This is a genomic window from Spiroplasma endosymbiont of Aspidapion aeneum (genome assembly GCF_964031045.1).
Taxonomy (GTDB): Bacteria; Bacillota_I; Bacilli_A; order Mycoplasmatales; family Mycoplasmataceae.
In genome coordinates this window covers 380,441-404,055 of the sequence record NZ_OZ034994.1, presented here as the reverse complement: position 1 = coordinate 404,055, position 23,615 = coordinate 380,441, and the positions used below count along the sequence as shown (strand labels likewise).

The 23,615-nt window shown below is 25.9% G+C and carries 21 protein-coding genes; 7 read left to right on the top strand and 14 right to left on the bottom strand.

Annotated features, from left to right (window positions below; translation table 4 throughout):
- Positions 1-110 precede the first annotated feature (110 nt).
- From AAHM97_RS01890 to AAHM97_RS01855, 8 genes are all read right to left on the bottom strand, one after another.
- A complete protein-coding gene (locus AAHM97_RS01890) occupies positions 111-1,328 on the bottom strand; it encodes a phosphatase PAP2 family protein (RefSeq protein WP_342269265.1) in 1,218 nt (405 codons plus the stop codon).
- Positions 1,329-1,649: 321 nt separating this feature from the next.
- Positions 1,650-2,570 carry a hypothetical protein gene (locus AAHM97_RS01885; RefSeq protein ID WP_342269264.1) on the bottom strand — a complete coding sequence of 307 codons (921 nt, stop codon included), beginning with the start codon at positions 2,568-2,570 and terminating at the stop codon, positions 1,650-1,652.
- Complete coding sequence (locus AAHM97_RS01880; protein WP_342269263.1) at positions 2,560-3,261, bottom strand: ABC transporter ATP-binding protein; 702 nt, start codon at positions 3,259-3,261, stop codon at positions 2,560-2,562. The genes AAHM97_RS01885 and AAHM97_RS01880 overlap by 11 nt, the downstream gene beginning before the upstream one ends.
- Before the next feature lie 10 nt (positions 3,262-3,271).
- The gene (locus AAHM97_RS01875) at positions 3,272-5,938 is read right to left on the bottom strand and encodes an endo-beta-N-acetylglucosaminidase (RefSeq protein ID WP_342269262.1); all 2,667 of its coding nucleotides are present in this window, start codon (positions 5,936-5,938) and stop codon (positions 3,272-3,274) included.
- A gap of 330 nt (positions 5,939-6,268) precedes the next feature.
- Complete coding sequence (locus AAHM97_RS01870; protein WP_342269261.1) at positions 6,269-7,123, bottom strand: polysaccharide deacetylase family protein; 855 nt, start codon at positions 7,121-7,123, stop codon at positions 6,269-6,271.
- 626 nt (positions 7,124-7,749) lie between these two features.
- The gene (locus tag AAHM97_RS01865; RefSeq protein WP_342269260.1) at positions 7,750-9,243 is read right to left on the bottom strand and encodes a hypothetical protein; all 1,494 of its coding nucleotides are present in this window, start codon (positions 9,241-9,243) and stop codon (positions 7,750-7,752) included.
- Positions 9,243-9,977 carry an ABC transporter ATP-binding protein gene (locus AAHM97_RS01860; protein WP_342269259.1) on the bottom strand — a complete coding sequence of 245 codons (735 nt, stop codon included), beginning with the start codon at positions 9,975-9,977 and terminating at the stop codon, positions 9,243-9,245. The genes AAHM97_RS01865 and AAHM97_RS01860 overlap by 1 nt, the downstream gene beginning before the upstream one ends.
- Positions 9,978-10,383: 406 nt before the next feature.
- Entirely contained in the window at positions 10,384-11,178 is a 795-nt protein-coding gene (locus tag AAHM97_RS01855) for a MurR/RpiR family transcriptional regulator (protein WP_342269258.1), read from the bottom strand.
- 221 nt (positions 11,179-11,399) lie between these two features.
- Between AAHM97_RS01855 and AAHM97_RS01850 the strand changes: the two genes are divergently transcribed.
- The 5 genes from AAHM97_RS01850 to AAHM97_RS01830 are packed head-to-tail and all read left to right on the top strand — an operon-like array spanning position 11,400 to position 15,261.
- Positions 11,400-12,968 carry a hypothetical protein gene (locus tag AAHM97_RS01850; protein WP_342269257.1) on the top strand — a complete coding sequence of 523 codons (1,569 nt, stop codon included), beginning with the start codon at positions 11,400-11,402 and terminating at the stop codon, positions 12,966-12,968.
- Positions 12,969-13,739 carry a sorbitol-6-phosphate dehydrogenase gene (gene srlD / locus AAHM97_RS01845; protein ID WP_342269256.1) on the top strand — a complete coding sequence of 257 codons (771 nt, stop codon included), beginning with the start codon at positions 12,969-12,971 and terminating at the stop codon, positions 13,737-13,739.
- Complete coding sequence (locus tag AAHM97_RS01840; protein WP_342269255.1) at positions 13,740-14,159, top strand: PTS sugar transporter subunit IIA; 420 nt, start codon at positions 13,740-13,742, stop codon at positions 14,157-14,159. It begins immediately after the preceding gene.
- Positions 14,150-14,932: a hypothetical protein gene (locus tag AAHM97_RS01835; protein ID WP_342269254.1), complete on the top strand. Its 783-nt coding sequence runs from the start codon at positions 14,150-14,152 to the stop codon at positions 14,930-14,932. Before AAHM97_RS01840 ends, AAHM97_RS01835 begins: the two co-directional genes overlap by 10 nt.
- Positions 14,854-15,261 (top strand): hypothetical protein, encoded by a 408-nt coding sequence (locus AAHM97_RS01830; protein ID WP_342269253.1) that lies wholly within the window; start codon positions 14,854-14,856, stop codon positions 15,259-15,261. The genes AAHM97_RS01835 and AAHM97_RS01830 overlap by 79 nt, the downstream gene beginning before the upstream one ends.
- A gap of 147 nt (positions 15,262-15,408) precedes the next feature.
- Here the strand turns inward: AAHM97_RS01830 and AAHM97_RS01825 are convergent, their stop codons facing one another.
- Entirely contained in the window at positions 15,409-16,191 is a 783-nt protein-coding gene (locus AAHM97_RS01825) for an ABC transporter permease subunit (protein ID WP_342269252.1), read from the bottom strand.
- Complete coding sequence (locus AAHM97_RS01820; protein ID WP_342269251.1) at positions 16,184-17,173, bottom strand: ATP-binding cassette domain-containing protein; 990 nt, start codon at positions 17,171-17,173, stop codon at positions 16,184-16,186. The genes AAHM97_RS01825 and AAHM97_RS01820 overlap by 8 nt, the downstream gene beginning before the upstream one ends.
- A 252-nt stretch (positions 17,174-17,425) precedes the next feature.
- Between AAHM97_RS01820 and AAHM97_RS01815 the strand changes: the two genes are divergently transcribed.
- Entirely contained in the window at positions 17,426-18,202 is a 777-nt protein-coding gene (locus AAHM97_RS01815) for a hypothetical protein (RefSeq protein WP_342269250.1), read from the top strand.
- 110 nt (positions 18,203-18,312) lie between these two features.
- On the opposite strand, the gene AAHM97_RS01810 is transcribed toward AAHM97_RS01815, so the two are convergent.
- From AAHM97_RS01810 to AAHM97_RS01795, 4 genes are read right to left on the bottom strand one after another with little or no spacing between them, the layout of a single operon-like run.
- On the bottom strand, positions 18,313-19,215 hold the full coding sequence (locus AAHM97_RS01810) for an ROK family protein (RefSeq protein WP_342269249.1): 903 nt from the start codon (positions 19,213-19,215) through the stop codon (positions 18,313-18,315).
- Positions 19,216-19,220: 5 nt separating this feature from the next.
- Entirely contained in the window at positions 19,221-19,541 is a 321-nt protein-coding gene (locus AAHM97_RS01805; protein WP_342269248.1) for a PTS sugar transporter subunit IIB, read from the bottom strand.
- Positions 19,542-19,579: 38 nt separating this feature from the next.
- The gene (locus tag AAHM97_RS01800; RefSeq protein WP_342269247.1) at positions 19,580-20,977 is read right to left on the bottom strand and encodes a glycoside hydrolase family 1 protein; all 1,398 of its coding nucleotides are present in this window, start codon (positions 20,975-20,977) and stop codon (positions 19,580-19,582) included.
- A gap of 44 nt (positions 20,978-21,021) precedes the next feature.
- Positions 21,022-22,995: a PTS transporter subunit EIIC gene (locus tag AAHM97_RS01795; RefSeq protein ID WP_342269246.1), complete on the bottom strand. Its 1,974-nt coding sequence runs from the start codon at positions 22,993-22,995 to the stop codon at positions 21,022-21,024.
- A gap of 227 nt (positions 22,996-23,222) precedes the next feature.
- Here AAHM97_RS01795 and AAHM97_RS01790 point away from each other — a divergent pair, with 227 nt between their 5' ends.
- Positions 23,223-23,552, top strand: coding sequence for a PTS lactose/cellobiose transporter subunit IIA (locus AAHM97_RS01790; protein ID WP_342269245.1), 330 nt, complete (start codon positions 23,223-23,225; stop codon positions 23,550-23,552).
- Positions 23,553-23,615: the final 63 nt, after the last annotated feature.

The window sequence follows — 23,615 nt, the reverse complement described above, 5'->3', positions numbered from 1 at the left end:
TTGGTACTTATTTATAATATCATAAAATTAGGTCTATTTATTAAAAAAATAAAATTAAGTATGAAAAAAATTACTTTTTAACAAGATTAAAATAAAATATTACAAATATTTTAAGAACTTATATATTGACTTTTTTTGTTTTTTCTGATTAAATATTTTTCTTCAATTTTATTAAAGACATAATTTGTAAAAATTATCATTAAAGGCACTAAGAAAGCTGTAAAAAATACATCTGTAAGTCAATGAACTCTTCCAATAACTAACATTGTCATCATCATCAAAATATGAAGAATTCAAACTATAGTAAATGAATTTTTTATTCAGCTTTTTTTAACATCTCGATTATATAAAAACATACTTCCATAACCAATAAAAGAAAAGGCTGTTACAACATGACCTGATGGAAAATTAATGATATCTCATCCCTTGGGCATTGTTGACATATCGGGTTTTATAAACATATTAATTGGATACCAATATTGTAAATTATGTGAGAAATTACCATTAATTTCTCATCATTTTGTATATGGATAATTTCCCCACCCTTTTTTATTTATATTATTAATAATTGCAGCCTTTAGATTATCAAGATTTACACCGTGATTAGCAAGATCTAAAAACTCTTTTGTTCAACTAACACTTTTTACATATTTATGATCAGAATCTCAATTTATTTTCCCAATTATATCCTCAAAATTAGTTCAAAAATATTCCCCTCTCCCAGTTGATTGTTTAAGAATTATCACAATAAAATATGTAAGATCTACAATTAATATCATTTTAACAGCATCTTTTCAATAAGCATGAATTTCAATCTTTTTATTTTTAATCATTACAAATCTCATGTAATATGTTGTTGAAATAACAACAATTAACTCAAATAAAAATAATACAACTGCATCAATTTGATGTGAAATAGGTGCTACAAGAAAATCAAAGTTTCCCAATGTTCCATCATTTTCTAAATTTTTGCTAGTAATTATTCCGTTTATTTTTAAATACAACCAATAAGCATAAATTATCAAATATATAAATCACATCATTCAGTTATACTTTAACGGTATCTTTTTATAAAATATAGTTTCAATTATAACTAAGACACAAATAACTAAAAAAATCATTGAGCTATTACCTAATAAGAAATAAAATAAAGCAACATTTTTAATAAAATAGTTATGCATCAAAATTCCCATAGCTCCAGAACATTTATAATCAAGATCTCCAAAAGAAAAAACTATAAAACCCAGTACACTCATAGAAAAAATAATTGCACAAAGAATAAATGGTAATTTATAATCTTTGTCTATTTTTAACTTTATTTTTTTCATATTCTCCTTTAATTATTTGTGTTCTAAATTAAGTAATTTAATAGTATCTTTTAATTACTGTACTAATGATACATTAAAAATTATAATATGGGTATTATTTTTAATATTTAATATTCTATTCTATAATCACTAAAATAAACAAGAATTAATTTATTACAATAATTAACTCTAATAGTAATTAGTATTTAAGAATAAATACATAATAAAAATTTAATATTCTGTCTACTTAATTGCTTTTTTATAAAATAAATATTAATCACATTTTTAAAAAAATGGTTATTCATAAAAAATGTTATTACTTAAGGGGATATTATAATAGAATTATCTATTGTTTCATTTAAATGAATATAATCCAAGAAAAGATAACAATGCTATATAAAGAATAGATGTTAATGGCGGTATATATGGTTTTAATCCAAAACTCATTTCTAGTCTATTAGTTGAACCATCAAATATTCAGTTTTTAATAAAGACACCATTGTAACGACAACCAAGTAAATAACTTGTCCAAACAGTATGTTTAAATGGGTTCAAATAACTAAATAAAACCAAGTTTTTAGAAACAGCAATTGTCATTGGATTTAAGAAATTGTCTGAAAAAACAATGGCATATGCTACAAATAAAATTGAAATCGATTGTGATAGTGATACACTTTTACATATTCCACTAAAGATAATTCCACATAAAATTGAGACAAGATTTGTTAAAATCATTCCAAATATGATTGATAATCATGATTCAAATGATAATAATCTTCATGCATATGACAAATTTATTGAACTATCTAATGGGTCACGAATAAAAACAATCCCAATTATATAAATAAAAAATAATCCCACACAATACATTAATATCCCTGTTATTAAACCAAAAATAATCGAAGATATAAAGAAATTTCTTTTAGATACACCCGATGTGTGAATACGCTTTAAAAAAACTGAACTTTTTCATTCTGCAATCGTTAGATTTATTAAAAAAATAACAAAGAAGCATGGTATTAAAGAGTAGCCTATTAATTGGGCAATTCTAATTTGATTTAACCCTGAATGTGTTTGATATAACATAAGCATTAATAGAAAGCCGATTGGGATTAAAAAAGCTATTAGATATGTACGCAATGATTTAAATGATGATGCAAATAACATCACAATATTTTTTCCTATTGAGTCTAGGTAATCTTTAAATTCAATTAAAAATTCACTTTTTTTATTCTGATTCTCAACTTTATTTTTATTTAACATTACTTTTCAACTCCTTATCATAAAATTTTAACATCATATTTCTCACAGATCCAAATTCACTAACAACAGCAGATTTTTTATTTTTATAAAATATTTTTGAATCTTTTAAAATTATAATCGTACTACATAATGTTTCAATTTCTTCTGGACTATGAGATATAATAACCATGGTTTTTCCCTCATCAATTTTGCTTTTAAAATATTTAATTAATCGCAATTGCATTTCTAAGTCTAAACCAGTGATCATTTCATCCAAACAAATGTAATCTTGATTATTTGCAACTGCTAATAATGTATTAATTCTCTGTCTTTGTCCCGCAGATAATGATGATAGGCTTTTATTAATAATACCTTCAAGATTAAAAACATTTTTTAATTGTTCAAAATCCTCTGTGTTCATATTTTTTTTCTTCACAAAATAAGATATTATGTTTTTGCCAGTAATCCCAGGTGGTCAATAACCTTCTTGGAATTGGACTCCTATTTTCTTATATGTGTCCTTAGAACCATTTAATGTAATCGAACCCTTATCTGGTTTTATTTGGCCAATTAATAGTTCAACTAATGTTGTTTTTCCACAACCATTAGACCCGACCAAACCAACAGATTCACCATCCTGTATTGTTAAACTTATATCATCTAATACCAAGTTTTTGCCAAAACTTTTAGAAACATTTTTTAATTCAATCATATGAAACTCCTTATATTTTATATTTATACCAGCTAATCACTGGATCTGTTGTATTGTCATAATTTATTGCTTTTACAAAAATTTGATTATCATTACTATCTAAGTTTTTAATGTAATAATTATCCGAATTGGTTTGTCCCAATAAAACTAATTTATTTGTTGCATCAGTTTTGTAAACTTCATAATAACTATATATATTATCATTTATGATGTTTTCAAAATTTAGCCGCATGCTTTTTTTATTTTTGCGCAAAATTTCATATTCAGAAGATAATTTTGGGTTAAGTTTTTGAGTATTAGTTTTATTTTTAACTCCTTGGTTGCTTATAGTTATTTCTCCAATATTAATTTTTGCCTTTCCAGTAGATTTTGGGGTAAAATTTATTCCTAAATGGTCAAAATTAGCGTTTACTGTAGCAGTTATTTTTCATCAACCATCACCAAGTGAAGTGTGAGAAGTATCACTTATCTTTACATCAGTAGCTTTTGAAATATCTCAAGATGATTTATCACCTTGTTTTTTAGCAGAAATATTAACGTTATTTGGATCAATAACGTTTGAATTATCTGATTTATAAACTATTGAAACTTTTCTAGGATTATCATTTGAATAGTTTGTTCCTAATATAGACCAAGTATAATTATGATCAGCTATCCAGTTTGCTGGAGATATATAATATTTTTCGGTTAGACTACCACCTAGGCAAATAGAATTTCCTTTTAGATACGGATTATCATAATCATAAAAACCACTAAAACCATCAACAGATGTTAAAATTTTATTAGTGCTATTATATTGGTCATCAACCATTCATTTGTATGTTGGTTGAACATCTGCAATAGTTTCGTTTGTTCAAGGATATTTATTTGCAATAACTCTCTTATTATTATGATCAAGAGAAGCATATTTTACACCTTGTCCGGTTGAGAAATTTGTTCTAAAGAAAGGATTGTTATCTGTTATTGTTGTTTTTTCACTTACAATATCTCCAACTCCAAAACTATATTTTTTATAGTCAGTGTTGTCAGTATAAACTTTTTTATTTTCAGGGTAAGCACATAGACCAACATCATTATTTGCTAACGATTTATGTACACCAGTATAAGTTTTATCGCTATAATCGTTAGTTAATGTTAGAGCAAATTTATCATTTTCACTTGTTTGCACTTTGTGTTCATCGTTAATATGGGCTTTTGCTGACGCCAAATCAGATGGTGTCTGAGAGGAAAATAATGATAATGATTGTTGAGGTGTTGTTAACTTACTATTTGGTTCATCAAATGATTCTCTGGATTTAAATGAAAAACCATTTCCAGATTTATATTCATTAACAGATGTATCGGGATTTAATAGTTTACCATCTTTAGCTGGATAATTTGTAATATCTCTAAAATCCCTTGTTCCTAAATTATTAGAGTCATATCAAATCTTGCTATCAACTCAACCACCTAAATTGTACATTCCATAAACATTATATCGTTTGTCAAAATCAGGTGAATTTTTATAATATTTGTCAAAGTAATTTCCATTTTCATTGGCAAATGTATAAAAATCGGATACAAAATGATCTGTATTTTCTTTAATTTGTTTTGATTCATCATTAATAGGTAAACCAGTGTTATCAAAACCAAGTGTACCATCATTTTTGTAGCCTACGATTTCTAATTTCTTAATGTCCTCATCATTACTTGTTGAAATCTTATTTCTTAGTTGTTTTAAAATATCAACTACAACGTCATAACCAAGGACACTACCATTTGGTTGTGAACCGTTTGGTTCATTATTTCAAAATCATCCATCAAACTTCATATTCTTTGCCATATTTATTAATGTATTGACAATCAAATAATTACCACTACTATCTTTTGTTAATAGTCCTGCAGTAGATTCTCTATTAAGACCATAATATCCATCAAGATAAACAATACCAAACATTTTTGTACCATTAATATGTGCCTTGTCTGTTTGTTCTCTTGAAGGTGGTGTAATTATTCCCTCACTTATTGAACCAGATCAAGCAATGTCAATGTCATTATATTGATATTCATTAAACGAAGTTGAATATGCACGATTTGAACCAACAATGGTACTTTGTTTTGCTGTGGAAGATACTTGTACTCCCATGTTCATTTCTTTTACTTTATCATATTGATTGTTTACCCAGTGGTTCTTTGTTTTTTTCGATGGTTGTAAAGGTATTCGAGAAGTGTTATATTTAGCATCTTTATCTTTGTTATAATCTCATCTATTTAATGTGTTGATTGTATCATAAAATTTATCTGGAGTGATTTTTGAATACTGCATCTTTTTTTGACCATTTGGCAAAAAAGTTTTATTTAAAGGTACCCCAGTTGGTGTTTGTTTTTTGATTGAATCGGGATTTTTATAATAGGTGTTGAATTTAGTCAAATCCATAAATGAACCTTTATTATCAAAAACAATATTATCGTTGTCATTATTCTCAAATTTAATGTCATCAGCTGAAACCTCATTAGAATTGTCATCTTCGCGTAAAGTTCCATCGTTTTGTTGATAATAAGGTTCTTCTTTTTTTCAATCATAATCACTAATTTCTGATAGATTAACACCATAATCAAAGTAGCAAGATGTTAAAAACGGACTACAAATAAAGATTGTAGATACTAAGACGTTTGTTAATAAAATACTTTTTTTCATAATAACTCCTATTCTGATAATCCTATGTAATGTATTTATCACCTAAAAATAAATTTATAATTATTAAACTAGCAATTAGTAATGATATAATAAGTTTTGATAAATTTATTTGCCATCAGAGACCTATATAAAGAGAATATGTAAGAGCAAATAATGTTAATAGTGCTATTAAAAATATACTTAAAGATAAATTTATGGAAATATAATATGTTAAATTGCTATCTTTAGACTTTCATTTCGATACTGACCAATAAATTAAATATATAAATCCGCATAAGATGAATATAAAGTATATTGAGAAACTTAGCCATTCCAAAGCTGTTAACTTCATTATTTAACCAACCTTCCATAGTTTTCGTAAGAATTCTCTTTAAAAGAACTAATGCTACTATCTAAGTTTTTTGGTCAAAATGTTGCAAATTTAGTATAGTTTTTATCTCTTAAATACTCAATTAATAATGGTAACCACTCTTGAGCATAATCTTTTGAATGACAACAAAATATAATTCCTTTTTTTAGATGTGTTTCATATTGGGTTAAAATTTTAGCAACCCCAGCTTCTTTTTCAAAATAATCAGTACCAAGATATCCTCTAGCAATATAACTATTTCCAGCTTGTTTTAATGCATACTCGACGCCAGGAAAATATTGTAAATATGGCATCCTTACTGGAATTTGACTGGAGGATATATCAACACCAAGATTTTCTTTGTACACTTCTTTAATTAACATATTTGTTATTTTTAATTCGTCTATTAAAGATGATATTTTATTAACATATTTCTGGTGATTATAGGTATGATTGCCAATAAAATTGCCAGAATTGAGAATTTTTTGTACAATCGTTGTTATAGAGTCTGATTTTTTACTATCTTCAACTGACTCTTCATTTTTCTTTAACTCAGGGTGTGCTTCTTCAAACTTATCGGAAAATCTATATTTAGCAAGATTGCATCCCACTTCAAAAAATGTTGCATGAATATTATTATTATTTAAAATTTTTAAAATTTTTAGGTCTGCTTCTCCCGGACCATCATCAAAAGTTAACATAGTTACATTTTTATTTGTATCAATTTTATTAACTTCACTACTTGACTTAGATGAGATATAAAAGAAATTAAAAAACAATATAAATATAAACATTATTGTTGTACCTAGAATACTGTATTTTAATTTTGCATTCACTCCATTACCTCATTTTTAAATATTATACATTAAATATAGGAGATTGTGTAAATATAGAATATAATATAATATTTTTTAAACAATTAAGAAATAGGAAATAATTAAAATTTTTTTATCATTATTAACATCTTACATGTATAAATAAATTATTTATTTAGGTTTAGATTTATCAAATAATTATTTTTTGATAATTAATATCACTATAGAAATTTTTAAGGTAAATATCTAATAAAATAAAAAAATTAAATCTAATTTTGATCATTAAATCTTGTTTGTTTTAGTTTTATGATACTAATCATTAAAAAACTTATGAAAAATTCATAAGTTACATCATAAATGAGATAGACAAAAATACTTTTTATCTTATAAATATCTTTTAAAATAGCAAAATTTATATACAGCCTTTATATATCAATAACAGATACAAAAAGTCCTATTAGAATTTAAAGTTCTTCAAGGTAAAGAAATAAATGTTAAAAGCCCTGGGTAATTAAATAAATTCTTATGATTAGATTTTTTTATTTATTATCCCTTTTTTAAATAACAAATTGATAGGTGCTTAATATTTTTCCAATAAATTAAATATACTTTAACATCTGTTATTATCAACTATTTAACATTTTAATTTATTGTTGAATATATTTAGAATATCTAAAATTTGTAGATATAATAAGACAACAAAGAATAATTAACCAAACAAAAAATTGAATAAAAATTTTATTTTTGCTATCACTAATCGTTATTTTATTATTTTTTGACTTATCAGTTGATGTAGTAGAAATATACTCATAACATCTAAGATGGGATGGAATTGGTGAATGTAATGTTAGAGCGTTATCAAGATAGGGATTAGAATAATTTATACCATATAAGAAGTTGTTCAATTGAAATAGTGGGTCCAACCAAGACCACAAATCTACCTTACTCGACATATCATTTACTGCTATACTATCTATATTTTCATCATCAAGGATTTTAACATTTTCAAAACGATTATATGAAATTAAACAAATATAACATAAAGATTTTTCATAATAATGGAAATAATCTTCCAAACTGCCATTATAATCTTCCAAATTTGGGTATACAAATAGAGAATTTTTAGAAGTATATGACCATAAATTTTCATAACGATATATCGATACTATTTTATCTATCAAAGGTAACCTAGTATTTTTAAAAATTTTATAAAAGTAATTCATTGGTGAAGTTGGTAGTTGTAATAAATGATATTCATTTTTATAATAGTTAGTTATTAATCTCCTCATTGTAGAGTTCAATTCTGTACCAACAAATTTTTCTGCAACATTATCAGTAATATATTCACTAAGAAAAACCGAATTAAAATTGTTTAATAAATTTTTTGTTTTTTCTAAGAAATTCTTATTTTCTTTTTTTAATAATTCATTATAAATTTGCAATCTTATTTCATCATTAGAAATCTGTCCCATTACGTCATCTTTAGTAAAGGTTCTTAAAGAAGTGGTTTTTATATCATTATCTTGTTTTTTATAACTAACAGATTCTGAAAAAGCAAAAGTAGAAAACGATGCCATCAAAATAAATATTATTGATAATGCAGACACAAAGAAATTTGCATTACTAAATAAAGGCATTAAAATCATAGATATAAGAAATACAATAAGAATAATAATTGGATAAAACATTAAATCACAAATAAAGAATCTATTTGCAAATAATGCATCTTTTCCAATTCATCCAAAAAGAAAAATAACACCAATAAAAGTTAATGCAAATAGTAATAAAACTATGAGCAATACAATAACTAACAACTTTATAAAGAAAATTTCACGTGGAGAATAGCCATAGTTAAGAAATAATTTGTAAGTATTTCCATCCCTTTTGTTTCAAAAAACTCTATTTACACTAATACCAATAAAGGATGTTAGTGAAATAGATATTAAAATAACACTAGTTATATAATAAAAACCCGATCTATTTATATTCCCCGAATCTAAACCATAATTATTATATAATGATGAAAATAATATTGTAAAAAATAGTTTTAAAATTATTGGCATAATAAATCCAATAATGACTGACTTAGATTTAATAGTTATTTTAAGTTCATTATAATAAATTTTAGATATTTTTTTCATTACATCAAATCTCACTCTTTAAAGTAAATATCCAAATCTTTCTTTTTAACATATTGATTAAATATATCCCCGGTAGAAATATTTGGGTCCTTTATATTGTTATAAACTATTTTGCATTTATCTAGAATAATAACTTGGTCTATTATATTATCGATCTCGTTAAATAGGTGTGTTACAACAATTACACACATCCCTCTTTTTTTGAACTCTCTAATTGCTGTTAACACAATATCTTTATTATTTTTGTCAAGATTTGCTGTTGGTTCATCTAAAAAAATAAATTTTGGTTTCAAAATAAAACAAGATATCAAAGAAACAATTTTCTTTTGACCTGAAGACAGTTTTCTAATTATCGTTTTTTTATAGTTTATTCCTTTGAGAAGTTCTTTGCTCGATTCTATAATATTAAAAACTGATTTTTTATTAACATTTGCTAGCAGCGAAAGTGAAATTCAATAATCAAAAATAGTAATTGAAAGCGGAATGTTATCATTTTCTGGATAATAATACATAAAAGAATAAATGTCTTTATTTAATAAATTATTATTATATTTTACTAAACCGGTATCTTGTTTTACTTCATTAAATATTATTCTTAAAAGTGTAGTCTTTCCCGATCCATTTAGCCCTAATAAACCATATACCTTACCTTCAACAAATTCAATATTTAAATCATCTAATATTTTTTTAGATTTGAATGATTTAGAAATGTTTGAGATTGTTATTTTGTTCATAACTAGTTTACTCCTTATATACATATCCAAAATAAAGATATTAAGTGATGTTGAATGTACCAAAAAGCACATAGTTTTTTTTCTTTTTACTAACTGTATTATAATATATCACTTTCATAAAATGGTAATATTTAACAAATTTTCTAAATCTTACTAAAAATGTTTAAAAAATTTTAAATTTGTCTAAAAATTATTTCAAATTTTTGTTTTATGCAAGTATTTATACTTTTATTACACAATTTTATATATTTTCAATACACCTCTATTTTTTAAAAAAAAAATTAAGTATATCAATTTTATTTTCTCATTTGATAACTACTTAGTTTTTTATCAAATTTTTAATATATTAGGCGATTTTTTTATTTAACATTGGCTATATTTTAAATTTAAAAACGAAAAAAATGCCCTATCTTGCTACAATTCAATTGACAAAAATAAAATCTAATAATTGAATAACAAGTTGAGCTTTAATAGAGTTAATATTTCATAATTTTATCTCATTTGTCTCAAATTGAAGATAATCATTAAATTTGTCTTTAAATTTACAAGAAGAATCAACAATACCAAATAAATCAGTTCGTCCATGTAACCTATTTGCTAAATCTGTAACTAACATATTGTTTCCAGAAATTGAAATTAAAAAGACTAAATCTTCTTTTGAGATTTTATTAATATAAGTGTCAATTGAAACAGGATCACACTCAGAAATAATATTAATATCATATCAACGCAATCTTTGGACAAAATTTTTTGATATGTTATATGAAAGATTAAAAGCAAATAAATAAACAAATCTTGCTTTATTAATTGCTGTAGTAAATTTACTCATATCCTTATTTTTAAGATATAAAAATTGATTATTAAAGGATTCTTTATGAATATCTATATACTTATCAAAAAAAACATCCTTATTTCTCGTTATTCTCTCAGAGACATTAACATAATCTCCATCAATTATTACTGAGTTAGAAATATCTAATAATCTTAATTTTAGTTCAGAAAATCCTTTCAATCCAATTCGCTCAGACAATCTTGTAACTTTTGTTGGGCTTGTGTTGCATTTCTCAGCAACTTTGGTTATTGATATTTTATCAATATTTCTAAAATTATCTAAAAAAAACTTAGCAATGTCTCTAGTTCCTTTATCTACGTGTTCATCAATGGAAATATCTTCAATTTTTTTTAAAAGTTCATGTTTCATTTTTTTACCAATCCTTGGTCTATTTTAGACAGTTTGGCATAATTTTTAATACAAATGATAGGAAAACCTATATAAAACCAACTGTTTACTATATATTATCATAAAAAATTAGAATTTAATTATATTTACAAATGTAAAATAAAATATTTTTTTTCAAAAAATATTTACAATTTGTTGTAAATATTTACAAGAGTGCTATAATATTTGTGGAGGTTAAAAAAATGGAAGAAAAAATAGAAGCGACTAGATTTGACTTAAAAAATGGTGTTAAATCTAAGTCAATAAAAGTCAGACTACAAAGAATTGGTAGTTTTATGGCTGGAATGATATTACCATCTGTTGGTGTATTATTAGCCTGAGGATTATGAACTGCAATGTTTTTGTATGATGATGTAAACAAAAAACCGTTAGGATGGTTTGACTGTCCAATGTTGGGAGCTTTAGTTGGTCCCGGAATTAAATGATTACTACCAATATTAATTGCATTCAATGGTGGTAGATTAATTTATGGTATTAGAGGGGGAATGTTTGCAACATTTGTAATTGTTGGAACAATAGTTGGAACCGATTGAATATATTCTACAAAGATATTTATGAACGATGGAACTCACCCAGATTCACCAAATCAGTTTATTGGAGCTATGGTTATTGGTCCCCTATCTGCTCTTTTCTTAAAAAAAGTTGAAGGACTATATTTAAATAGAATCAATAAAAGTTTTGAAATGTTGGTTAAAAACTTTGGAATTGGAATATTTGGTATTATTTTAGCTCTAGTGACATTCTTTGGTTGAGGATGGGTTATGTGAGGTATTACATGAACAATGATGAAAGCAATATCATTATTTGGAAATAATAAATGAATTGCTCCATTAATGGGAATAATTACAGAACCAGTTAAAGTTAGTTTTCTAAATAACGCACAAAATCATGGTGTTCTTGGACCAATTGGTTATAATGAGATATCAATGCAAAAAGCTAAAGGAGTTACCGATCCAAGAAGTATATTCTTCTTGTTTGATCCGAATCCAGGACCTGGTTTAGGATTATTGTTAGCATATATTATATTTACAAAAAATGAAAGTAGATATAACGCACTAGGGTCATCTGTTATCCACACTATTGGTGGAATTCACGAAGTTTACTTTGTCTTTATTTTAGAAAGACCAAAAATGGTCCTTTCAACAATGGCTGGTGTTGTATCTGCTCAATTTATTACATCATACTTTGGTGGTGGTACAATAGCCACACCAAGTCCTGGTTCAATTATTTCAATGATTGCCCTATCACCAGGAGTACATGCTCTATTAATCAATTTATTAGCTTTTGTTGTTGGAACTGGTGTTGCCTTTGTTATTGCTTCATTTATGTTAATTGTTTCAAAAAATAAAGGTCAATCTACAGATTCAAAAATTACAATTACAGATGAAGGAATTGATTTTGGTAACAATGAAAGCATTGAAGAAAAATCAGAAAAAAGCTCATTTGCATGAGAAAAAGTAAAAAGTATTGTTGTGGCTTGTGAAGCTGGAATGGGGTCAAGTGCTATGGCATCTGGAATCATTGCTAAATGAGTTAAACAAAATAAATTTGATATTAAAGTTACAAATGTAGCTGTACAAAACCTAACATCTGAATATGATGTAGTTGTTACAATGAAAAACTTTAAAGATTTTGCTATAAAAAAAGCACCTAATTCTTATATTTACATCATTAGTAAATTTATGGGCCCTGGTGTGTATGATCAACTTTATGAAAACATTAAAAGCGCAAAGATAGGAGAAAAAAAATAGATGCAAAAAACAGATAAAAAAAATATAATTATTGCTGGTGGTGCAAAAAGTCTAGGTAAATATTTAGCTTTAAAATTATATAATGATAATTACAATATCATTGTCTTAGACAATGATGAAAAATCGTTAGAATTATTAAAAAAAGAATCACCAGATATAAAACAAATAAAGGTAAACTTAATAGATGAGCAATCTGTCTTATCAGCTTTTGCAATAATTGAAAAAGAATTTGGTAGTATATATGCCCTGGTTTATAATGCTGGTTATGCAAATTCAAATAAAATCACAGATTTTACTTATGATGAGTTTATGAAGTGTATAAATGTCAACTTAGTTGGTTATTTCTTATTAGCTAGAGAAACTGCTAAAAATATGATAAAAAATAATATTCAGGGTTCAATTATAGAAATTAATTCTAAATCTGGGTGTGTTGGTTCAATGTTTAATGCTGGTTATTCTGCTGCTAAGTTTGGCGGAGTTGGTTTAACCCAATCATTAGCACTTGATCTGGCCAAACACAATATTAGAGTTAATGCTTTAATGCTTGGTAACCTATTAAATTCCCAAATGTTTGAGTCATTAATACCAGCTTATGCTAAAAAATTAAATATTGCCGAAAATAAAGTTAAAGATTATTATATTGCTAAAGTACCGTTAAAAAGAGGTTGTGAATTCGAAGATGTTTATAATGTTTTATCATTTTATATATCAGAAAAAGCATCATATTGTACTGGTCAATCAATAAAAATAACAGGTGGGCAGGTAATGTAAATGGAAAAAATATTTTTAAATTGTAATTTTAAAAATAAAAAAGAAGCTTTAGAAAAAGTGTTTGATATTTTTCGAGAATATAATGTTCCAGAGGATTATATAAAGTCAATTCATAAACGAGAAAAAATGTCTTCATTTAGCATTGGGTATTCTATAGCAATTCCGCATGGTACATATGAGGCAAGTATGCTTCTACATGATTCATTAATTATAATTTTACACATAAACTCACCAATTAAATGAGATGGTGAAAGTGTTCAAATAATTGTAGGACTAGCAATTAGAGAGGATAAACAAATAGATATTTTACAAAATATTGCAATTAATGCAATGAATGAGAATTTTTTTAATGATATGTTAAACAACCCCACTAAAGAAAAATTGGTCAATTTTACAAAAGAAGAAGAGAAATGAATATAATTCATATTGGGGCTGGAAATATTGGAAAAGGATTTATTTATCCAACATTATTTGATTACAATAAAAATATAAATTTTACTTTTTTAGATATTGATAGAGATATTATCAATCATTTAAAAAATACGAATGAATATGAAGTTCTATATGTAGAAAGCGAACAAGATGAAATTAGAAAATATGATAACTATAAAGCTTTTGAATTAGATGAAATATTTTATCAAGATAATTTATATTTACTAAAAAAAGTAGATTTAATAACAACATCAATTGGTAAAAAGAACCTAAAGAATTTAATAAATTGGTTTAAAAAAGCATCAATTTATATTGAGAAAAAAGTTGTTATTATGTGTTGTGAAAATGGTTACAAGGTTTCTTCTTACTTTGAAAATATTATTAAAAATAAAAATCAAAATATAACATTTGTTGATTGTTTAGTTGACAGGATTATACCAACTCAAAGTTTTAAAGATTCAAATATAATTAGAAGTGAAAAATCTTTTGAATGAGTTTGTAATGAATATCAGTGGCCAAAAGAAATTCAAAGACTATTAAATATAAAATATGTAAATAATATAGATGGACATATTTATAAAAAAATGTGTATGCTAAACGGATTACATTCTTCAATTGCATGACAACGATATAATATTGACAAGTTTATGGACATAAAAATAGTAGACCAGCATTACAAAGAATGGACACTATTAATTTTGCTAAAAATTATATTAAAGAAATATCACAAATTATATCTAAAAAATATAATATTGAAATAAAATATCTTGAACAATATGGAGAAAACATAATATCTAGATTTTCAAACAACAAAATTAATGACCAATTAAGCCGTGTTGGTAGAAATCCTATTGACAAACTAAAAATAAATGAGAGAATTATATCACCAATAATTTATGCACTAGATAATAATCTATTGTGTGATACATTATTAATAAGTTTGAAAAATTGTTTATTTTATTTTAATTTAGAAGATGAACAATCAATAATGTTAAAAAATATAATAGCTGAAAATGGTATATACTATTTTCTTAATAAAATAATTAAGTTAGAAAATGAACATTTAAAAACAATTATCAAGAAGATTTAATATAAAATATAAAACTCCACTATCGCACAGTGGAGTTTTTTTAAATAATAATACAAGTTACAAATATACTTATCGGTGTATTTTAAAATTATCGTTTAATAATAAAATAAAAAATACCTAATGGTATTTTAATTATATACATTATAATTATAATTGTAAGTCTTTGTGTTTAAATACAATTGCAGAACCAATATATAATCCAGCTGATCCTATGAAAAGGACAAGGTAGTGGGCAACTCATTTAGATGCTGGCGGTATTTCTGCATTTCAAGCATTTTTATCCTCCATTAATGGATTGATGAATAAAGTGTAAAATGTAATATATTTTAAGAAGTTCATATCACTACTTACCAATGAAATAATATATGCAACATTGAAAGCAACAGGAATACCAATTCCAAAAACATATGCCATTGTTGATGTCTTTGTTGCAACAGCTGCAAAGAATGGTATCGCTGAAAGTAATAGACCAAATATATATAAACCTGTTAGTTTAAATATATAATTTTCGATAGTAAATCCAGTATCTTTTGATGTTAATGCAACACACGGAGATACAATAATAAGATTTACAATATAACCAAATAAAATAGAAAATAACATAAATATAATTTTTGTAGAAATTATGGTTGTTCTTGAAACTGGAGAACATATAATATATGTCATAGAACAAGTATAAATTTCTCTAACAATAAAGAAACTACTTAGAACACACCCAGAAACTAACAATGCTAAAGCAAATTGATTCTCCATAATTTGTGATAATGCAGCATCAACAGTTGAAATATCTGGCGTTGGCTTATTTTTATCTAAAGGTGTATTAAGTACAAACACAACAAGAATAGACAATAAGATAATAATTAAATTAACTACCAAAATAAATAATCATTTACCCTTAAGTTGTTTTAAAAATATGTAACTATTAAACATTTTTAATTTCCTCCATATCCTTTGAATTCTTTTCATAAAATCTCATAAAGTATTCTTCTAATGTAAATGGTATTTCTCTAATAAAACTAACATTAAATTTTGATATTTCCTTGATAAATTTATCAATATTATCGTTTTTGACTGAAAATTTAATAGAGTTTCATTTTTCATCTCTACCATATATTTCAGCAACCGATGATTTAAATTCCTTGTAAGTTTTAGCATCTACAAACTGAACATCAAATTTTTTATTATCATGATATTTTATTTCTTTCATATCGATACGAGAAACAATTCTTCCAGCTCTTATTATCGCCACACGGTCACATGTTTTTTCAATTTCTTGGAAAATATGTGAACTTAGAATGACTGTTTTATTGTTTCTTTTTTCATTTTCAATTAGATTAATAAATTTATCTTGCATCAAAGGATCAAGACCTGATGTAGGTTCATCTAAAATAAAAATTTTAGGGTCATGCATTCATGCACAAACTAAACCAACCTTTTGTTTCATTCCTTTTGACATTGCCTTAATTTTAATTTTGGGATCAAATTCTCAAAATTTAATTAAATTTTCAACTTTTGATCAATCGGTTAATTTATGGAGGTTAAAGTTATAACGAATAAACTCTGTTCCTGTCATAAATTCCATCATAGCAATTTCTCCTGGAATGTATCCTATTATTTTATGTGTTTCTCTTGTATCTTTTCACACATCAAAACCATTAATGGTAATTTTCCCAATTTGCGGTTTTAAAAATCCTAAGATTTGTCTAATAGTTGTTGATTTTCCGGCTCCATTTGGTCCTAAATAACCATAAACTTCACCTTCGTAAATATCTAAATTAATATCAAAAATACCATTACCATTTTTATATTTCTTAGTAACATTTTCTAACTTTATTAATGATTTTTGCTCCATAATTTTTCCCTTTCTTTTTAATTTTTTAGTAGAATATTGAATTAAAAACTGTGAATTCATTCATCAATACTTCTACTTATTATATCAAAAAATAAAATAAAAGTAATTTTTTAAAGAGTTTAATAAAAAAAACAATATTGTGATTTTTAAATAAATTAATTGTTAGATTAACCGATCTACTTAGAGTTGTTATTTATAAATATTTATGTATAAAAATATAAATATAATAATGATAAATATGTTATTATAAGAATAGTATCAAAAATAGTTATTTTAAAATATAAAAGATATCTAACAACTACTAGGAGATAAATGGGATCAATAATTAAAAAAATACAAAAAATATCTGAATCCAGCGATAATCCTATATATAATCAAATAGCATTAAAAATAATGGATTTTCTTATAGCGAAAAAAAAAGTTCCTTCAGAAAAAGAAATAGCAAAAATGTGTTATTGTTCTCTATCAACAATAACAAATTTTTCAAAAAAAGTTGGTGTATCTGGATATAGGGAACTTACATTTAGAGTTATAATTGAATCTGAGGATGCAATTGAACAAATAAATGGAAAAGCCATTAAATATGACGATAATGAAGAAGCAGTTATTAATTGAAATATCTTCAGATTAATCAAAAAAAACATTCCCTTTATAAAAATGTTGGTGGATGAAATAATTATAGAAAATAAATTAAATATTTTATCATCATTCCAAGGTTTTCAGGCTTCTAAGTTTTTAAGAGATAATTTAGAAAACTTAGATATTAATTGTAATGTTTATACTTCTCAGGATTATTTCCAACAATCAAAAATAATTAAACATAATTTATTCTTGATTGTTTTGACAGGTTGAGATAATGATTCATTTGAGCAATATATTTTAAAAAATTTATCAAAAGAAAACGGTAAAAAAATATTTGCGATAACAACTACAGCACAATTAGAAAAATTTAATGATTGAGTATCTGTTCAAAAATTTGTTATTGAAAATGAAAAAATTGATCGTTCAAATATAACAAGACATGTTGTTCTTACAAATATATTTTATGAAATATACAGTGCAATTTTAGCTAAGTTATCTAAAAAATAACACGATAATTATTTTTATAGTTGCTAAAATAAAAAAAAAAAAAAATGAAATAGAATTTATTTCATTTTTATAGTATCTAAATGCTAATTTAATGGATAAAGTTGTACAATCTAACTTTCCTCAACCAAAAGTGCTGCCCCTAATAAATTTGAATCATTTCCAAATTTACAACGATTAACTTTAAATTTACCATTAGCAACCATTTTATCAAAATAAATAATTTTTATTTTTTTCTTTAACAATCTTAAAAAGGTATCATTCGCACTAACTGCCCCCCCAATTAAAACTAGACTTGGATCAACTACAGCAGTAGCGTTTGAAATGATTTTTGCTAATCCAAAAATAATTTCATCAACACATTCTTTTGCTATATTATCTTTTTCATAAAGAGCGAATATTTGCTCACCATTTTTTTTAGTTTTTGTTAAGTGTTCGTATTTTGCACATAAAAAATACATTCCATAAAAGCTACCAACTTTTGCTTTAATCATTGGGAACATTTTTTTAATATCTTCTGAAACTTCTCCTTCATATACAAATCCAAGCTCACCAGCAAAATAGGAAGAACCTCTATATAGTTGTTTATTAATAACTAGAGAACCACCAACACCAGACCCAACAACAACAATAATAGCATTGTCAACACCAATAGCATTTCCTATTTTTAATTCAGCTAATGTTGCACAATTAGAATCATTTTCACAATAAATTTTTTGATTATATTTTTTTGAAAAAGATTTAACATAACTTTTTCCAACAGAATTTAGAACTGCATTAATACCTAGTATTTTTCCAGTCTTTTTTTCAATTGCACCAGGTGATGAAATACAAATATCTGAAAATTGGCTAAGATCTTGCTTATCTATATAATCTTCAATTTCCTTAACAACTTCGTCAAATTGTAGACGCAAGCCATTGTGTTCAATTCTATCCCTTTTTATTATTTTATAATCCTTATTAATCCACCCTATTTTGATTGCTGACCCTCCAATATCAAATGCAAGCTTTAGCATAAAAATTATTTATCTCCTAGTAACTTAAATGCCATTTTTAATATTGCTTCTCCGTCAGCAGAACCATAGTCTTGGAAGGGAATTACATAAACTGGTATTGTTAAATTTTCTTTTTTAATTTCTGCATCAAGCTGTTCCTTATAAAACTTAACTTGTGGGCCAAGTAATATAATTTCTCAACCTTCTTTAAGTCTTTCAAGAGCCTCATTTGCAGCTAATGCTTTGATTTCAACCTCAATACCTTGGCTAGATGCATATTTATTCATCTTACCAACAATAATTGAAGTACTCATTCCACCAGCACACGCTAATAATATTTTTCTCATAATTTAGTTCCTCCATTTATATTATACTACTATTTTTATTATAAGTTGCTACCATTATTCTTAATCAATTCTTTGTATCAGAAAAAACTATCCTTTTTGTAGCGATTTAGAGTTCTAAGATCAAATTCTCCGCGATCTACATAAATAAATCCATATCGTTTTTCCATTCCTTCGTGTGTAGAAACAAGGTCAAAGCAACTTCATGGATTAAAGCCAAAGACTTCAACTCCCTCATTAATTGTTATTGCCAATTCTTTTAAATAACTTTCATAAAAATCAATTCGATATTGATCGTGAATTTTACCATCCTTATCTAATTTTTCCCTACATCCAATTCCACATTCAGTAATCACAATTGGTAAATGATATCTATCTCAAACATCTCTTAATGTGATTCTAAAACCAATAGGGTCTATTTCTCAACCAAATTGAGTTGTTTTTAAAAACTTATTTTTTGTTTGTGCAAATGCACCAAAAGATGATTTGATGTTATGTTGGTCACCAGTTTTTTCGATTTTTAAATCTTCATCATTTGGTTTTCTAACTGTTGTAGAACAGTAATAATTGTTTGCAATAAAGTCTGGTCTTGACATAGGGTCTTTTAAAAGTTCTAAATCCCCTTTTTCAATTTTAAACATTAAATCTTTGCTTTTTAGGTAATTAACTGCAAGAGAATTATATCTTCCATAACATAATGGGTCTAAAAACATTCAATTTCTGATTGCATCTAATGTTTGAGCTGCAATTTTGTCTTCTGGATTACTTGTTTCATGATAAACTGCTGATATATTAGGTGCGGGACCAATTTTACAATCTGTTATTTGATGGCATAATTTTATAACTTTTACTTGACCAAGATTCATATGGTGATTACCTTGTCAGGCATCTTTTGCTTGGGTTGGGGTTTTAGAAATAACTGCCGCTGCTAAAACATACATATTTTGCTCGTTTATTGTTTGCCAATATTTTACTTTTTTAGAGTATCTTTTTAGCAAAACCTCACAATATTTATAATATTCATCAATGGCAATTCTATTTGCCCAACCACCCATATCCTGTAATCATATTGGTGTGTCAAAGTGAAACATTGTTACTAACGGTTCAATATTATTTTTCTTTAGTTCATCAATTAGGTCGTCATAAAATTTTAAACCCTTTTCATTATATACACCTTGAGCTGGGTTTATTCTTGGTCAAGAAATTGAGAACCTGTACATTTTTAGTCCCATTTCTGCCATTAAAGCCACATCTTCTTTTCATCGATGATAATGATCAGAAGCAATTTTAAAATCAGATATTTCTGAATTTTGGGGTGTGTTTTCTATAATATCGTTTATACCTGGTGTTTTTCCATCTTCATTTCATCCACCTTCACATTGATATGCGCTAGTTGATGCTCCTCAATAAAAATTATCTGGAAATTTATTTTTGTTCATTTATACCTCTCTTTTTTAATTATTTTTTAGTTTTTTAACAGCTTTTAATCTTTTTCTATTTTGATTTCTTCTTTATTTTCCAATCTAGCTTCTTTTGAAAATAAAGCTTTTAATGGACTGTGTTTGTAGTATAGATTTGGATTTTTTTCCATGTATTCTTCATAGGTCATTTCATTGTTTTTTGCAACCATGCTGATTGAGAATTTTTCTGCACCAAATATAAATATAGAATAATAACATATTTGTATTGATACTAATATACACCCAATTGGTAATACCCTTCAATCCATTCCTGTATTAAAGTAACCTGCCAATCATAATGGAAGATATGCATTTGATGTTGCAACATCTGGTCTTACAATATGTAGTTTTGGTAGGTAAGTAATAAGTATTGCAAAGATTGTTGTAAATAAACAATATGGAATTGCTCAAACAAAGTTAAATGCAATAGGTAGTCCAAATACTAATGGTTCATTGATATTAAATATTGCAGGTACTACCTCAATTTTTGCTATTTTTCGATATGGTTTATATTTTGAAAATAATAGAATTGCAATTGTCAAAGCTCCAGTATCTCCAGTTCCACCAAATCCTAAACCAATAACTGGTCCTAATAATATTCCATTATGATATCCATATTGACCAAGATTAATACCTTTCACTGGGTCGATCATTGATTTCAATTTCAAAACTCCAGATATAGCACTATAAGCAGCTGCGGCTGCTTGTTGGTCTGTTCCTTTTTTACCTAAAACAGAATTTCCAAATCCAATTAATGATTGATGGAATCTTGGGTCTGTATCACTTAAACAAGCAGCTATTGCTTTGGCAAATTCATCTGTTCCAGTTTGCGTTCCTAATAGGTTTTTGAAATTTTTATTTGCCATTAGATATTTAACAGTATCATTATTTAAAATACCAATTGTATCTCAATATTTTTGATTTAGGTGGTGAACAAGGTCATAATAAGCATCATTTGGATTAGTTCCCGGACTACCATTTATAAAACCTTGTACAGCATCACTAGTATAATATGACCAAAAATAGATATTTGTGATTAGTAATGGCGTACAAACAACTGTAAATAATGGGATTATAATGTTTGTTCCGTGAACCCCAAAAAGTCATAAAAATGTTGCCATAAATGCAAGCACACCATAGAAGAATGGACTTGTTGCAACACTTGTAATTCCATCACCAAATTTTTTGTTAATTAATGTAAATATATTATCTACATAATAATATGTTACAGTTCCATCAGCGGCAGTAACTGCTTCTTTAATATTTGCTAAATAGGCAATCACAGCATATGCTCATGCAAATAATGCATATGAAGCTAACATAATTGAAATAATTAATATACTAGATATGACATCAGCAATTGCAGAAGGTATAGTATCTGGTAATTTAATTCTTAATTTTTCACATCTTACCAAGAAAGAATAAAATAATGGGGCTGATATACCAACAACCATAACCATTATTAGTCCATTAGCACCTATATTTTCTATTCCAATTTCACTAAAAGGATAAGAAAATTCTTTTCACGGTAGTTGAATTTGTCCACATCATGAAGCTCCAAATGGGTTTAATGCAAATCAACAAGCAATTGTAAGTAATGTTGATGTTAAAACAGAACCTTGTTTTACAAATGCTTTTGACATAAAATATGCAATTGCTACTAGTGAATATATTGCCACTCCAGCAGTTGCTACTTGTTGTATACTTAACATAAATGGGTAAATATAGTCTGTAAGTCATAACATAAATTTACTATCGTGTATTCCATTAATTTTTCCCATCAATGTTGCATTATTAAAGAAAATAACTGCTAAAACTGCTGGAAAAATTGCCCCCATGGTAGCAACACCCCCAACAGCAAAACCGTCCCTCATAGAACACAAAATTCTATTAGAACCTAACTTGTAACCAAATTTTTGTAAACCATCTTGAAATTTTATAAAAAATGATGGTTTTTTAGCTCTGAGACCTGTCTCTTGGTTATCTTTATTTTTCATATTACCTTTTTCCTTTCATAAATATATAATATCAATTATATTTTATTGTACAACATTTTTTTATATTATATGTAGTACTACACGAAATAAAAAGTATTACATTAATTTAAAATATTTAATTAATATAAGAAAATATATATAAAAATGTTAGATATTTTGTAGAATAATTAAGTATTACTTATTGTATTTTTTATTAGGTAGCAATGTTGATATATAGGAGGTTTTATATGGAAATAAATTTTGAAGAAATATCATTTTTTATAATTTCATATTGTGGGGAGGCTAAATCAATTGCGATGGATGCGATCTCAATTATGAAAAAAACAAAAAATGTTAAAGAGGCACTTGATAAAATCAATGAAGCTGAGAAACTAATGATTGAAGCAGAAAAAAAACATATGGATGTAATAACTGATGAGGCAAACGGAATTATGCACACACCAACTGTTTTATTCTTACACGCAGAAGACCAAATGTTATCAACACAAACACTTATGTTAATGGCTAGAGAAATAATTCAATTATATGATATAATTTATACTAAAATAATAAAATAAAAAATTTGATATTAAATAAGCATAAGGGAATATAAGTTTACTGGAGGATAAAAAAAATAAAAA